The organism is Azospirillum largimobile, from assembly GCF_977007025.2.
Map to the genome: position 1 here is coordinate 342,476 of NZ_CDRMUA020000003.1, position 13,742 is coordinate 356,217.

Annotated in this window: 12 protein-coding genes; 9 read left to right on the plus strand and 3 right to left on the minus strand. The window is 66.7% G+C overall.

Features of this window, described 5'->3' with window-relative positions; genetic code table 11:
* Positions 1–8: 8 nt before the first annotated feature.
* The 5 genes from ACWPKK_RS19180 to kduD all read left to right on the plus strand — a co-directional run bounded on the left by ACWPKK_RS19180 (position 9) and on the right by kduD (position 5,920).
* Positions 9–1,685 (plus strand): methyl-accepting chemotaxis protein, encoded by a 1,677-nt coding sequence (locus ACWPKK_RS19180; RefSeq protein ID WP_452007282.1) that lies wholly within the window; start codon positions 9–11, stop codon positions 1,683–1,685.
* 163 nt (positions 1,686–1,848) lie between these two features.
* Positions 1,849–2,976 (plus strand): malate/lactate/ureidoglycolate dehydrogenase, encoded by a 1,128-nt coding sequence (locus ACWPKK_RS19185; protein WP_452007284.1) that lies wholly within the window; start codon positions 1,849–1,851, stop codon positions 2,974–2,976.
* A gap of 215 nt (positions 2,977–3,191) precedes the next feature.
* Positions 3,192–4,208: a 2-keto-3-deoxygluconate transporter gene (gene kdgT / locus ACWPKK_RS19190; RefSeq protein WP_324870749.1), complete on the plus strand. Its 1,017-nt coding sequence runs from the start codon at positions 3,192–3,194 to the stop codon at positions 4,206–4,208.
* Positions 4,209–4,310: 102 nt separating this feature from the next.
* Positions 4,311–5,147, plus strand: a complete 837-nt coding sequence (kduI, locus tag ACWPKK_RS19195) for a 5-dehydro-4-deoxy-D-glucuronate isomerase (protein ID WP_452007286.1) — start codon at positions 4,311–4,313, stop codon at positions 5,145–5,147.
* A gap of 14 nt (positions 5,148–5,161) precedes the next feature.
* On the plus strand, positions 5,162–5,920 hold the full coding sequence (gene kduD, locus ACWPKK_RS19200) for a 2-dehydro-3-deoxy-D-gluconate 5-dehydrogenase KduD (protein ID WP_310116208.1): 759 nt from the start codon (positions 5,162–5,164) through the stop codon (positions 5,918–5,920).
* A 93-nt stretch (positions 5,921–6,013) separates the two neighbouring features.
* Here kduD and ACWPKK_RS19205 read toward each other — a convergent pair whose 3' ends face one another.
* Both ACWPKK_RS19205 and ACWPKK_RS19210 read right to left on the minus strand, forming a co-directional pair.
* Positions 6,014–7,114 (minus strand): hypothetical protein, encoded by a 1,101-nt coding sequence (locus tag ACWPKK_RS19205; RefSeq protein WP_452007289.1) that lies wholly within the window; start codon positions 7,112–7,114, stop codon positions 6,014–6,016.
* A gap of 77 nt (positions 7,115–7,191) precedes the next feature.
* Positions 7,192–8,433 carry a polysaccharide pyruvyl transferase family protein gene (locus ACWPKK_RS19210; protein WP_452007291.1) on the minus strand — a complete coding sequence of 414 codons (1,242 nt, stop codon included), beginning with the start codon at positions 8,431–8,433 and terminating at the stop codon, positions 7,192–7,194.
* An 835-nt stretch (positions 8,434–9,268) separates the two neighbouring features.
* Between ACWPKK_RS19210 and rpoH the strand changes: the two genes are divergently transcribed.
* Positions 9,269–10,132: an RNA polymerase sigma factor RpoH gene (gene rpoH, locus ACWPKK_RS19215; RefSeq protein ID WP_452008211.1), complete on the plus strand. Its 864-nt coding sequence runs from the start codon at positions 9,269–9,271 to the stop codon at positions 10,130–10,132.
* 87 nt (positions 10,133–10,219) lie between these two features.
* Here the strand turns inward: rpoH and hypA are convergent, their stop codons facing one another.
* Positions 10,220–10,561, minus strand: a complete 342-nt coding sequence (gene hypA / locus ACWPKK_RS19220) for a hydrogenase maturation nickel metallochaperone HypA (protein WP_452007293.1) — start codon at positions 10,559–10,561, stop codon at positions 10,220–10,222.
* A gap of 540 nt (positions 10,562–11,101) precedes the next feature.
* Between hypA and ACWPKK_RS19225 the strand changes: the two genes are divergently transcribed.
* From ACWPKK_RS19225 to ACWPKK_RS19235, 3 genes are all read left to right on the plus strand, one after another.
* Positions 11,102–11,578 (plus strand): 4Fe-4S dicluster domain-containing protein, encoded by a 477-nt coding sequence (locus tag ACWPKK_RS19225; protein ID WP_310116213.1) that lies wholly within the window; start codon positions 11,102–11,104, stop codon positions 11,576–11,578.
* Positions 11,579–11,580: 2 nt separating this feature from the next.
* Positions 11,581–13,386 (plus strand): aldehyde ferredoxin oxidoreductase family protein, encoded by a 1,806-nt coding sequence (locus ACWPKK_RS19230; protein WP_452007295.1) that lies wholly within the window; start codon positions 11,581–11,583, stop codon positions 13,384–13,386.
* Between the two features lie 83 nt (positions 13,387–13,469).
* Positions 13,470–13,742, plus strand: coding sequence for a MoaD/ThiS family protein (locus ACWPKK_RS19235; RefSeq protein WP_452007297.1), 273 nt, complete (start codon positions 13,470–13,472; stop codon positions 13,740–13,742).

The window sequence follows — 13,742 nt, forward strand, 5'->3', positions numbered from 1 at the left end:
AGGGCGTGATGAAGCTCAAGATTGGTACGCGGCTGATGCTGCTGGTGTTCGGCGTGGCGCTGCTCAGCACGCTTGCCGGCGCCACCGTCCACCTGACGGGAATGCGCACGAACCTGATCGAACAGCGCAAGGCCAAGGTGAAGGAGATGGTCGACGCCGCATCCTCCGTGATCGCCCTGTACGGCGAACAGGAGAAGGCCGGCAAGTTGCAGCGCGGCGAAGCGCAGGAGCTTGCCCGCAATGCCGTGCGAGCCATGCGCTATGGCAACGGCGAGTATTTCTTCGTCTATGACTATGCCGGTGTCAGCCTGGTCCATGGCCTGCGCCCGCAGGTCGAGGGCAAGAACCTGCTGAACCTGAAGGATCCCGACGGCGTTCCTTTCAACGTGCAAATGACGGACGCGGCCAAGGCCGGCGGCGGCTTCGTCGCCTTCCGCCACAAGCGCACCGACACCGCCGATCCGTCGCCGAAGATCGCCTACGCCACCGGCTACCAGCCCTGGCAGTGGATGATCGGCACCGGCGTCTACACCGACGACGTCGACGCGGAATTCCAGGCCCGTGCCCTGCGTGAACTGGGCGTCACCCTGCTGCTGCTGGCGATCAGCGTCGGCATCGGCATCTGGGTCTCGCGCGGCCTGTCGCGTCCGCTGCTGGCGGTCCGCGACGTGCTGGGCCGCATCGGCGGCGGCGACCTGACCGTCACCGTGCCTCATGCCGACCGCCCAGACGAGATCGGCGACATGGCCCGCGCCGTTGCCGGCCTCGCCACCACCCTGCAGACCGCCCGCGACGAGAGCCAGCGCGCCGAACTGGACCGCGCCGCCCGCGACGTCCAGCGCGAGCGCCTGTCCGCCCGCGCCGCCGAGTTCGCCCGCGCGATGGACGAGGTCGTGGCGACGCTCAGCACCACCACCGTCGCCCTGCACGAGCGCACCGCTGCCCTCAGCAACGACGCCGCCAGCACCACCGATCAGGCGCATGCCGCCGCAGGCGCCGCCCAGGGCGCGTCCGACAGCGTCGAGTCGGCCGCTCTCGCCAGTGAGGAGCTGCGCGGGTCCATCGCCGCCATCAGCCGTCAGGTGGAAAGCGCCGCCCAGACCGCATCCCGCGCGGTGACGGAGACGTCCAACACCACGGGCATCGTCACCGGTCTCGCGTCCGCCGCCGAGCAGATCGGCGCGGTGGTGGAACTGATCAACTCCATCGCCGGCCAGACCAACCTGCTGGCGCTGAACGCCACCATCGAGGCGGCACGTGCCGGCGAGGCCGGCAAGGGCTTCGCCGTCGTGGCGAGCGAGGTGAAGAGCCTCGCCACCCAGACCGCCAAGGCGACCGAGGACATCCAGTCGCAGGTGGGGGCCATCCGCGCGGCGACCGCCAACGCCATCGGCGCCATCGAGGGCATTGCCAGCCTGATCACCAACCTCAGCGCCCTGAACGGCGAGGTGGCGTCGGCCGTGCAGCAGCAGGAGGCGGCGACCCACCAAATCTTCGCCAATGCCCGCACGGCCGCCGACAATTCCCGTCAGGTCACCAGCAGCGTCGGTTCGCTGTCGGCGACCATGACCACCACCAGCGAGCGGATGCGCTTGGTGTCCACCAGCGTGGAGAGCGTGTCGGAGCAGTCGGAGCGTCTGAAGGACGAGGTCCGCCGCTTCGTGGCCGAGGTCAACGCGGCCTGACCAGAAGAGGATGCGCTCCCGGCGGTACAGGCCGCCGGGAGCCAGCCCAGGTGTATTTCTGCCCTCCCATTTCCGCCCTTGTTCCGGTTGTGAAGCCGGGACCAAATAGGGACCTGAAATGGGGCCGTCGCCCGGTGGCGGCGGTCGCCGGTCGGGAAGGCAGATGATGACTGAGATAAAAACGGACCCCTTCGCCGCGGCGGCATCCTTCAATGCCGGCGTCTATGGGACCAGCATCCGGCCGGTGCAGGCCGATAAGTTGGCCGAGGCCGTGCGCCGCCTGCTGCGGGCTGCCGGCAGCGAGGCGGAGGAGGCGAGGGTGGTGGCCGACCATCTGGTCGAGGCGAACCTGCGTGGGCATGACAGCCATGGCGTCGGCATGCTCGCCATGTATATGCCGGCCATCGCCGCCGGATTGCTCCGCCCCAACCAGCACGCGACCGTGATCGGCGAGACGGGGCCCTTCCTGTCGGTCGCGGGCGGCAGCGGCTATGGTCAGGTGATCGCGCGGGAGGCGACGGACCTCGCCATCCAGCGGGCACGGCGGGACGGGCTGGCGGTGCTGTCCCTGCGTGACAGCCATCACATCGGCCGCGTCGGCTCCTATGGCGAGCAGTGCAGCGATGCGGGCCTTGTCGCCATGGCCTTCGTCAATGTCGTCACCCGCCCGGCGGTGGCGCCGCATGACGGCACCCGGCCGCGGCTGGGCACCAATCCGATCTGCATCGCCATCCCGGCCACGCAGGCGACTCCGGCCCTGATCCTGGATTTCGCAACCAGCGCCGTGGCCGTCGGCAAATGCCGGGTCGCCATGGGCAAGGGGCAGGAGATGGCGCCCGGCCTGCTGCTCGACCAGCAAGGCAACCCCACGCGCGATCCCGGCGTGATGTTCCAGGATCCCTCCGGCGCGCTGCTGCCGCTGGGCGGCCACAAGGGCTTCGGCCTGTCGCTGATGTGCGACGTGCTGGCCGGAGCACTGGCGTCGGCGATGCCGGGCACGCCGTCGCACCAGGATTCCGGCCGGGTGATGAACAACATGTTCGCCATCGTCTTCGACCCCGCACGCGGCGGCAATGCCCAGTGGGCCGCGGATCTCGACGATCTGGTCGCCTATATCCGCGACACGCCCACCGCACCCGGTGCCGACTCCATCCAGCTGCCGGGCGAGCCGGAAAGCCGCACCCGCCGGCAGCGGCTGGCCGACGGCATCCCGCTCGACGGCGCCACCCTGGCGATGCTGGACAGCCTGGGCCGGGAGCGGGGTGTGGAGTTGGCGGAGTTGCTGGCCTGACCATCTGCGACGCCTGAAGGGCGCGGCCGCAACCGTTTCCGCGCCCCTGTCGCCCCTGCCTTTGCCCGTGTTCCTGCGAAAAATCCGAATTGATCCATATCAAGGTCTTTCGCAGCGCTGCGTACTAGTATACTAGTACACACGAACACAACGCGGCCAGCGAGCCGCGCGCTCCCGGCGCAAACCCCGAGCGGGCATTTCAGGAGCCTAGCGTCATGAACATCAAGAAGCGCATAGACAGCATCCCCGGCGGGATGATGATCGTTCCACTGTTCCTCGGTGCGTGCCTGAACACCTTCGCCCCGAACACCGGCAAGTTCTTCGGCTCCTTCACCAACGGGCTGATCACCGGCACGCTGCCGATCCTGTCGGTCTGGTTCTTCTGCATCGGCGCCAGCATCAGCCTGAAGGCCACTCCGCTGGTCCTGCGAAAGAGCGGCGTCCTGGTTTCGGTGAAGATCATCACCGCGGCGCTGGCCGGCGTCGTCGCCTCCTGGTTCATCCCGACCGAGGGCATCTCATCCGGCTTCCTGACCGGCCTGTCGGTCCTGGCGATCATCGCCGCGATGAACGACACCAACGGCGGCATGTACATGGCGCTGATGCAGCAGTACGGCACCAAGGAGGAAGCCGGCGCCTTCTGCCTGATGTGCCTCGAATCGGGCCCGTTCATGACCATGGTCACGCTGGGCATCGCCGGTCTGGCCGTCTTCCCGTGGCAGACCATGGTCGGCGCCCTGCTGCCCTTCGTCATCGGCTTCGCGCTGGGTAACCTGGACAAGGATCTGCGTGCCTTCTTCACCCAGGGCGTGGGCGTCATGGTTCCCTTCTTCGCCTTTGCGCTGGGCAACAACCTGAACTTCACGACGATCCTGAACACCGGCCTGCTGGGCATCGTCCTGGGCGTCGCCGTGATCGTCGTCACCGGCACGACGCTGGTCCTGGCCGACATCTTCCTGGCCAAGGGCAACGGCACGGCCGGCATCGGTGCCGCCTCCACCGCCGGTGCGGCCGTCACCGTCCCGCCGATCATCGCCTCGATCGAGCCGTCCTTCGCCCCGTCCGCCCCGGCCGCCACGGCCCTGGTCGCCACCAGCGTGGTCGTCACCGCCCTGCTGACGCCGCCGCTGACCGCCTGGTGGGCCCGCCGCTTCGGTGTGCTGTCGCCCCGCTACCAGGCCGCCGAAGCCGCCAAGGGCGTCCAGACGGCGCAGGTCGCCGCCGCCGAGTAAAGCACCAACGCAGTCCCGGCAGCGGTTCGCCGCCGCCGGGACCGCCCGACTTCAAACGGGTCCGACGACACAATCGCCGCCCGCCTTCAGAGGAACGCCATCATGAAGATCACCACCCGGTACGACACCCATCCGGCCGACGCGCGCGCCTACGACACCGAGACCCTGCGCGACCGTTACCTGATCGAATCGATCTTCCAGGCCGACGACATCGTCCTGACCTACAGCCACGTCGACCGCGTCATCGCCGGCGGCGCCATGCCGGTTTCCGCCCCGCTCGCCCTGGTGGCGACCAAGGAGATCGGGTCCGACACCTTCCTGGAGCGTCGCGAGCTCGGCCTGTTCAACGTCGGCGGCGCCGGCCGCGTGACCGTCGACGGGACCGTCTACGATCTGGAGACCCGCGACGCCCTCTATGTCGCGATGGGCAGCGTCGACATCCGCTTCGAAAGCCTGGACAGCAGCAACCCGGCCAAGTTCTATCTGGTCAGCACCCCGGCCCATGCCCGGTTCGAGACCATGAAGATCTCCGCCGCCCAGGCCAAGCAGCGCCCGCTGGGCGAGACCGCCACCGGGAACAAGCGCGTCATCTACCAGATGATCCACCCCGACGTGGTGCGCACCGCGCAGTTGGTCATGGGCCTGACCGTGCTGGAAAACGGCAACATGTGGAATAGCATGCCGTGCCACACCCACGAGCGCCGCTGCGAGTTCTATTTCTACTTCGACCTGCCGGAAAGCGCGCGGCTGTTCCACTTCATGGGTGAGCCGACCCAGACGCGCCACATCGTGGTCGCCAACGAGCAGGCGGTGATCTCGCCCTCCTGGTCGATCCATTGCGGCGTCGGCACCCACAGCTATTCGTTCATCTGGGCGATGGGCGGCGACAACCAGACCTTCGACGACATGGACCAGGTTCCCCTGGCCTCGATGCGCTAACGGAGACGCGACACATGACCAAGCCTTTCGATCTGACCGGTAAGGTGGCCCTGGTTACCGGCGCCAACACAGGCATCGGCCAGGGCATTGCCCTGGCCCTGGCCCAGGCCGGCGCCGACATCGCCGCCGTCGACGTCGTCTCGCTGGACGAGACCAAGGGCCTCGTCGAGGCCGCCGGCCGCAAGTTCCACGCGATCCACGCCGACCTGACCAGCATCGCCCCGGTCCAGGGGTTGGTTGAGGAGACGGTCGGCACCCTCGGCCAACTGGACATCCTGGTCAACAATGCCGGCCTGATCCGTCGTGCCGATGCGGTGGACTTCACCGAGGCCGACTGGGACCTGGTGATGAACATCAACATCAAGACGGTGTTCTTCCTCTGCCAGGCCTTCGGCCGCTATGCGATCAACAACGGGCGCAAGGGCAAGATCGTCAACATCGCGTCCATGCTGTCCTTCCAGGGCGGCATCCGCGTGCCCTCCTACACCGCGTCGAAGAGCGGCGTCGCCGGCATCACCAAGCTGCTGGCCTGCGAATGGGCGGGCAAGGGCATCAACGTGAACGCCATCGCGCCGGGCTACGTCGCCACCAACAACACCGCCGCCCTGCGCGCCGACGAGAAGCGGAACGCCGAGATCCTCGGCCGCATTCCGGCCGGCCGCTGGAGCGTGCCGTCCGACATCGGCGGCCCGGCGGTGTTCCTGGCCTCCGACGCGGCCGACTACATCCACGGCACCATCCTGCCGGTCGACGGCGGCTGGCTGGCGCGCTGACCGCCGGGGGACTACGGTTCCAGCCTTCTGCACGGCCTGCATTCCGGGGGTTCCCCGGGATGCGGGCCGTCTGCATTTCCGGGGTCGTTTCCTTTACGGGCTGGGTGCCTCGACCGGCATGCGGACGAGGTCGCGGTTCCAGGTGATCCTGCACCCGGTCAGGTTCAGCCGCGTCATGTAGAGGTAGGCGGTCCTGCCAACATCCTCGAAATTGCGGCTATCGCTGCCGGGATCGAGCAGGGCGGGGTAGTCGAAGGCGGCGGCATCGCCGCAGCCGTAGCGGAACAGCAACGGTGCAGCCCACAGCAGCTGCGGCTTCGACCAGCTGAGCAGGTCAGGCGAAGTCGTGGTCCAAATGCCGGTCTGTCCGTCACGGGTCATCGCCAGCGTGGCGATGAATTGGCCGCTCGCCCGGTGGCGGACGACGCTGCGGACGGTGCCTTGCAGTGTGCCGGGCGCCACCGGGGCGCAGAGATGGGCTTCCGGCGCGTCGCTGGTCTGTCCGTCGCGGACGAAGCGGACCGCGAAGGACTTCCCATCCCAGCCGCGCCAGGATTGCGGATCGGCGAGGTTGTCGGTCCGCATCAGGCAGGCGCCGCGCTTCTGCGCGCCGAACCGTTCGGCCCATAGGAAGGCGTACCAGTGGTCGCCATGGCGGACGATGTTGCTGGGGGCGAAGTAGCCGGTGCGTTTGCCGGCGTCGCCGCTGTAGGCATAGGGCAGCGTCGCGACGGTGTGGTCGGGGGGCGCGGCGCTCAGCCGGAAGCTCGCCCCGCCGTCGGTGGAGACCGCCGCGGTGATGCTGTTGCGCCAGCAGCGCATGTATTCGCCGGACGGGCAGAGCGCCCGCCGCTTCTGGGCATGGAACTCGTTGCTGACCAGCGCGAACACCGTGCTGCCGTCCAGCGTGTAGAAGGACGAAATCCAGCTGCGGTCGTCGTGCAGGCGCGGGTCGTCCTGCCCATGGCCCTGGAAGATGACGGCGCAGTTGGGGCGCACGGCATCCAGCGACGGGCCGGTGAGGGCCCGCGCGGTGGAGTGCGAGGCGATCAGATGCACGGTGCCGCCGGCATCGCGGAAGGCGCGCGCCGGGGTGTCCGGCGCGTCGCTCTTCGCACAGGCGTCACGTTGCCAGGCGGTGACCGTTTCCGGTTCCCCGGCCTTTCTGACCGTCAGCGCCTGCGCTCCCGCCATCCCGGACATCAAGGCAAGGCCCAGGGATAGCGCGAGCGCCGCAGTCCGGCGGCGCTCGGCCGGAGCCACTGCCGACGTCACTTGCCGGCGGCGATGGACTTCAGGAAGGGGGCCGGCTGCAGCCGGTTGGCGACCAGGAAGTCCAGGTAGCGGGTGGCCGACTCCGCACGGTGGCGGTCGTAGGCGTCGGGATCGAAACTGATCAGCGACTTTAGGCGGTTGCGGGTCAGCGGCGCCGTCAGGTCGGCGGCATCGACATAGGGAACGCCCGTGTTCTCGCACAGTTCGCGCGTGCGGGAGTCGATGGTCACCGTCAGGCCCATCCGCTCCGCCTGGATCGCCAGGGCGACGCCGTGATAGCGGCAGCCGATGGTCAGGTCCTGCTGGCGCAGGGTATCCATCCAGGCCGGCACGTCATAGTAGGAGCGCATGTAGTTCCGGCACCAGGCCTTGAACTCCTCGAAGGAGTAGTGCGGCACGGTGTGGCGATGGATTTCCTTCAGCGCATGCGCGTCGATGCCGTCGAACAGGCCGCGGGAGGCCTTGATCATCTCGCCCATCGACTGGACGATGTACTGGCCCGGCGCGATCGGGTCCATCATCAGGGCGATCAGCTGGTGTTCGATCTCCCGCGTCTTGACCCAGGCCTGATGGCCGCCGGCCACCGTGATCGAGCGCGGCAGGTCGAGAGCCGACCAGTTCGCGTGGATCTTGCGGCCCAGGCCCGGAGCCTGGTTCAGGAAATGCGACGGGCAGCCGCCCGGCAGGGAGCCGGTGATGCCGAGCTTGTCCAGCTGCGCCGTGGTGTAGGCGCCGCGGGTGTAGATGTTGGGGGAGGTCGCGGAGGACGGGTTCGACGCCGCGATCACCTGGGCCCAGCGCAGCGTGCCGGGGCTGAGTTCGATGTCGTGGTCATAGCTGTTCGCCTGGGCGCCGAGGCCGATGGCGACGACCGGCAGGCCCGACTTTTCCAGATTCTCCGCCATCTGCCCGTAATCGGTGTGGCGGCCCAGTTGGTTGGCGCAGGGGATGACGATGATGTCGGCATTGTTCCGCAGCGTCTCGGCCGAGGAGCCCCAGCTGAAATGCTTCACCGGATTGGTGATGTGGCTGCAGATCGAATGCACGAAGGCGAGGTTGCCGTTGTTGTGCCCGATGCCGTTGTACAGGTCGTCGAATGCGGCGTTCGAATACAGGCCGAGATTTGGCGTCTTCCACAGCACCGCGACGCGCAGAGGCTGGGACGACGCACGGCCGGAGCCTTGTCCGGAAGTGTGCGGCCGGTCGACAGGAGTATCGATGACGATGTCTTCAAGCATGTCGGCTCTAGCCTCGGGTCGGTGGATGCTGGAAATGAAACGACCGTATGCGCAGAAGAGGTACGACTGCAAGTGACATCCGAAAAATAACACAAAGGGAAAATTCGCAGACTATGCTTTGAATTTCTATGCAAACTGGGTTGGCGGCGGTTTGATGACCGGAATATAGCCAGACATGCTGTGATAATTCATGGAAACGTATCGAAATTCGAACGAAGTTCCTCCAGGGATCATGAGAGGCGTCGCGCCAGAGCGATGAGCTTGAAACCGGCAATGCGCCGTCCTATTTCAGTCGAGGTTCCCGCCAATCCAGACGCGGGACCAAGCGTAAGCTAAGGTGCCAGGAAAATTCACCTGGGCGCCCCTTTAATCCGTTGCCGAAATTCCTATATAGAGTCCGTTGCGCCGTTGAACGCGCCGGCCCCTACAGGATGGTTTCCTCTTTTGTGATCGATCCGTTCCCTTCGGTTCGGCTGCGCTGAACGGCGTGGCCCTGCCTCTCCTCTCCGGCTCTGTGGCGTGCCGGCTGCCGCGATCCTTCCCCGGTCGCGGCGCTGCCCGCGGGGCTGGAGAGGACCCTTCACGATCCAGCACCGCCACCGGTGCACGCCGTCCGGCAGCGTCGAATGCCGGCAACGCAATGAACAAACAAACCCAACGTCAACAGGACCGACCCGAACGATGCAGGGGGCAATCCCCTGCGCCGCCGTTTCCGTCGGCTGGGAGAGACAGAGACACCATGCAGCGAGACGCCGAAATCCACACCGCTCAAAACCGCACCACCCAATCCAACTCCACCGGGGCCCGCATCAACGAGCCCCGTTCCGCCGAACCGATGCAGCTCTATCTGCAGGATGCCCGCAAGTACCAGTACCTGACGCCCGAGCAGGAGCATGAGCTGACCGTCCGCTGGCACGACCAGCAGGACCCGACGGCACTCGACCAGCTGGTCGGCAGCCATCTGCGGCTCGTCGTCAAGATGGCCCGCGGCTATCTCGGCTACGGCCTGCCGCTGGCCGATCTGGTGGCGGAAGGCAATGTGGGCGTCATGCAGGCGGCGCAGAAGTTCGATCCGTCGAAGGGCTTCCGCTTCGCCACCTATGCGTCCTGGTGGGTGCGTGCGGCGATCCAGGAATATGTGCTGCACAACTGGTCGCTGGTGAAGATCGGCACCACGGCCGGCCAGAAGAAGCTGTTCTTCAGCCTGCGCCGCCTGAAGGCGCGGATGCAGGAACTGGAGAGCGGCGACCTGTCGCCGGACGCGGTGGAGAGCATCGCCACCGAACTGAACGTGTCGAAGGCCGAGGTGGTGGAGATGAACCGCCGCTTGGGCAACGACCGTTCGCTGAATGTCGGGTTGTCGGAAGACGGCGATGCCGAATGGCAGGACCTGCTGGCCGACGATCGTCCCGACCAGGAGACGACGCTTGCCGATTCCGAGGAACGCCGCCGGCGCCAGCAGTTCCTGAAGCTGGGGCTGGGCGTGCTGGACGAACGCGAGCGCCAGATCCTGGTCGCCCGCCGCCTGCGTGACGAGCCGCTGACGCTGGAGGAGCTGAGCCAGACCTTCCACGTCTCGCGCGAGCGCGTCCGGCAGCTGGAGGTGCGTGCTTTCGAGAAGCTCCAGAAGGCGGTGATCGCCAATGCGCGGACGGAACAGGCGGCAGTGGAGAAGAACCGCCTGCTGTCGCGCGCCTGATCGGGTGGACTTGAACCTGTTGTCTCGAATTTGAGTGTCCTGGGGCGCGGCTTTCGAAAGGCCGCGCCTTTTTCTTGTCCGGATTCCTCACTCCCCCTCGAACGACACCACCCGCATGTCGCGCCCGGCGGACAGGCTGCGGTCGTGGCCGCCGCAAGATGGGCAGGGGGAGATCAGGGTTTCCGGGGAGAAGTCGGTTCCGCAGCCGGCGCAGCGGGCCTTCAGCGCGATGCGGTTGACGACGAGATCCGCCCCCGCCGCGACCGTCCCCTCCGTCACGATGGGAAAGCAGAACAGCAGGGCGTCCGGATCGATGGCGGAGGCGACGCCGATGTCGACCGTCACGCGGGTGACCCGGTGCAATCCCTCATGGCGGGCGCTTTCCGCCACCATGGCGACGATGCTTTCGCACAGCGACAGTTCATGCATCGATTACACCCGCCGAACGACCAGCCGCCAATTGTATCAAGTCTTCACCGCAATCGTTCTGCGCGCGTTGATGTAAATCATATCGGAGCATGCCAAGTCGTGATAAAGCTGGCATGTCTGTTCCAAAGATTGCCAGACCCGCCTTCCAGACCAAGTCGCCAGACGGGCCCTATGTTTTTCCGATCATAGCGGGCCAAGATTATGAACGACACCACGGCGCGTAGCCTACTCTTCCCCAACATCTCCTTCCGCGGGATGGAGGCGGTCATCGCCGGTTGCCACCCACCCTGAGCCGGGAACCGTCCTGACGGATCGGCATCGTCCCCGGACCGGTCCCCGACGGACACCACCCGCGCATCCCGTGCGCCGCATGCCGGCGCCCTCCCTGTCGACGCAATAGGACCGCCCGTCATCGTGGCGGCCATCCGTATTGCGTGCGGGGGTGCGGGACCATCCGGGGTCATCCCAGAGCCGGACGCGCAAGAACGGCCGCCAACCGCAAGCGGCGCCCGCGTCACGGTATCGAGGAGGTCATCGACCATGAGCATGATGCTGATGATCCATCCGGACAAATGCACCGGATGCCGCAACTGCGAACTGGCCTGTTCCATGGAGCATGAGGGGAGCTTTCGCCCGAAAGCCTCCCGCGTCCATGTCTATACGTGGGAGCGCGAAGGCTTCTCCGTTCCCATGATGTGCCAGCAGTGCAAGGACCCCGCCTGCGTCGCCGTCTGCATGCCCAAGGCCATGCACCGCAACCCGGCGAACGGACAGGTTGAGCTGGATGCCGGAAAGTGCATCGGCTGCAAGATGTGCGTGCAGGCCTGCCCCTTCGGCTGCGCGTCCTGGGATTTCCAGAGCCTGCAGATTCTGAAATGCGACACTTGCGACGGTGCGCCGTCCTGCGCGGCCATTTGCCCCACCCACGCGCTTGAGTGGGTCGAGGACACCGTCTCGGCGCAGGCGCGCAAGCGCTCCTTCGCCGCCAAGCTCAAGAACGCCTTCGCGGAGGTCTGATCATGCATGGCTGGATTGGAAAAATCCTTCGGGTCGATCTCGGCACCGGCAAGATCACGACCGAAGCGCTGAAGCCCGACTTGGCGCGCGATTACATCGGCGCCCGCGGGCTGGGCACCAAATACATGTATGACGAGGTCGATCCCACGGTGGATCCGCTGTCGCCGGCGAACAAGCTGATCTTCGCCTCCGGGCCGATGACCGGCACCTTCGCGCCGTCGGCCGGGCGCTACGACGTCGTCACCAAGGGTCCGCTGACCGGCACCATCGCCGCGTCGAACTCCGGCGGCGCCTGGGGTCCGGAGCTGAAATACGCCGGTTACGACATGCTGATCCTGGAAGGCCGCGCCGCCAAGCCGGTCTATCTGTGGATCCAGGACGACAAGGTGGAAATCCGCGACGCCTCCCATCTGTGGGGCAAGGACGTGCCGGAAACCACCGAGGCGCTGAACGAGGAGACGGCGGCCGACGCCAAGATCGCCTGCATCGGCCCGGCGGGCGAGAAGCTGTCCTACATCGCCTCGATCATGAACGACATGCAGCGCGCCGCCGGCCGCACGGGCGTCGGCGCGGTGATGGGGTCCAAGAACCTGAAGGCGGTGGTGGTGCGCGGCACCGGCGCCGTGACCGTCGCCGACAAGGAGGCCTTCCTGGCCGCGGTCGCCAAGGCCAGCACCATGATCAAGGAGCATCCGGTCGGCGGCACCGGCCTGCGGCTCTACGGCACCAACGTGCTGGTCAACATCCTGAATTCGGTGGGCGGACTGCCGACCGGCAACTTCCAGGACGGACATTTCCCGACCGCCGACAAGGTGGGCGGCGAGACGCTGGCGGCCAACCAGCTGCAGCGGCCGAAAGGCTGCTTCTCCTGCATCATCTCCTGCGGCCGCGCCACCAAGGTCAGCAATCCCAAATACAAGGGCGAGGGCGAAGGGCCGGAGTACGAGACCGCCTGGGGCTTCGGGCCGGATTGCCGGATCGACGACCTGGATGCGGTGGTCAAGGCCAACTATTACTGCAACGAGTTCGGTCTCGACACCATCTCCATGGGCGGCACGGTCGCCTGCGCCATGGAGCTGTTCCACCGCGGCATCATCACGCGTGACGACACCGAAGGTCTGGAACTCGACTTCGGCAATGCCGACGCGATGGTGGAGGCGGTGCGGCTGACCGGCCTCGGCCAGGGCTTCGGCAAGAAGCTGGCGCTGGGATCCTACCGGCTGGCGAGCCTCTACGGCCATCCGGAACTGTCGATGACCGTCAAGAAGCAGGAAATGCCGGCCTACGACCCGCGCGCGGTGCAGGGCATCGGCCTGAACTATGCCACCAACAACCGCGGCGGCTGCCATGTCCGCGGCTATACCATCAGCCCCGAAGTGCTGGGCGTGCCGGTGAAGGTCGACAAGGACAGCATCGACGGCAAGGCCGAATTGGTGGCGCTGTTCCAGAACCTGACGGCGGCGCTGGATTCGAGCGGCTCCTGCCTGTTCACCACCTTCGGCATCGGCGCGCCCGAATTCGCCGAGCTGATGACCGCGCTGACCGGCTTCTCCTACACCGGCGACAGCTTCATCGAGGCGGGCGAGCGGATCTGGAACCTGGAGCGGCTGTGGAACCTGAAGGCCGGCCTGACGGCTGCCGACGATACGCTGCCGCCGCGCCTGCTGAGCGAGCCGATCGTGACCGGCCCATCGAAGGGGGCGGTCAGCCGCCTGCCTGAAATGTTGCCGCTCTACTACGGTGCCCGCGGCTGGGACGCCCAAGGCGTTCCGACCAAGGAAAAGCTGAGCGCCCTGGCGCTGGCCTGATCCCACCGGACCGCCGCCGCACCCCAGCGGCGGCGGTCCGGTGGGATCCGGTGGCTCTATCCGGGCAGGAAGGCAGCTGTGCCATGAAAGTCTCCTATTTCGCGCTGCTGCGCGAAGCGACCAAAAAACGCAGTGAGATCTGGGAGCGGCCGGCACCGACCGTCCGCGACCTGCTGCGCGATCTGGTCGCCGAATACGGCCCGAACTTCTCCCGCTGGATCCTCAAGGACGGTGAACTGGCCGGCTTCGCGATCATCCTGGTCAACGGCCAGGACGTGCGCGGTCTTCAAGGGCTGGACACGCCGCTGACCCCGGATTCCGACGTCTTCATCTTTCCGCCGCTGGCCGGCGGCTGA

Coding starts and splice junctions, on each gene's coding strand:
- ACWPKK_RS19180 (WP_452007282.1), top strand. CDS start 9: ATGAAGCTCAAGATTGGTACGCGGCTGATGCTGCTGGTGTTCGGCGTG.
- ACWPKK_RS19185 (WP_452007284.1), top strand. CDS start 1,849: ATGATGACTGAGATAAAAACGGACCCCTTCGCCGCGGCGGCATCCTTC.
- kdgT (WP_324870749.1), top strand. CDS start 3,192: ATGAACATCAAGAAGCGCATAGACAGCATCCCCGGCGGGATGATGATC.
- kduI (WP_452007286.1), top strand. CDS start 4,311: ATGAAGATCACCACCCGGTACGACACCCATCCGGCCGACGCGCGCGCC.
- kduD (WP_310116208.1), top strand. CDS start 5,162: ATGACCAAGCCTTTCGATCTGACCGGTAAGGTGGCCCTGGTTACCGGC.
- ACWPKK_RS19205 (WP_452007289.1), bottom strand. CDS start 7,114: ATGGCGGGAGCGCAGGCGCTGACGGTCAGAAAGGCCGGGGAACCGGAA.
- ACWPKK_RS19210 (WP_452007291.1), bottom strand. CDS start 8,433: ATGCTTGAAGACATCGTCATCGATACTCCTGTCGACCGGCCGCACACT.
- rpoH (WP_452008211.1), top strand. CDS start 9,269: ATGCAGCTCTATCTGCAGGATGCCCGCAAGTACCAGTACCTGACGCCC.
- hypA (WP_452007293.1), bottom strand. CDS start 10,561: ATGCATGAACTGTCGCTGTGCGAAAGCATCGTCGCCATGGTGGCGGAA.
- ACWPKK_RS19225 (WP_310116213.1), top strand. CDS start 11,102: ATGAGCATGATGCTGATGATCCATCCGGACAAATGCACCGGATGCCGC.
- ACWPKK_RS19230 (WP_452007295.1), top strand. CDS start 11,581: ATGCATGGCTGGATTGGAAAAATCCTTCGGGTCGATCTCGGCACCGGC.
- ACWPKK_RS19235 (WP_452007297.1), top strand. CDS start 13,470: ATGAAAGTCTCCTATTTCGCGCTGCTGCGCGAAGCGACCAAAAAACGC.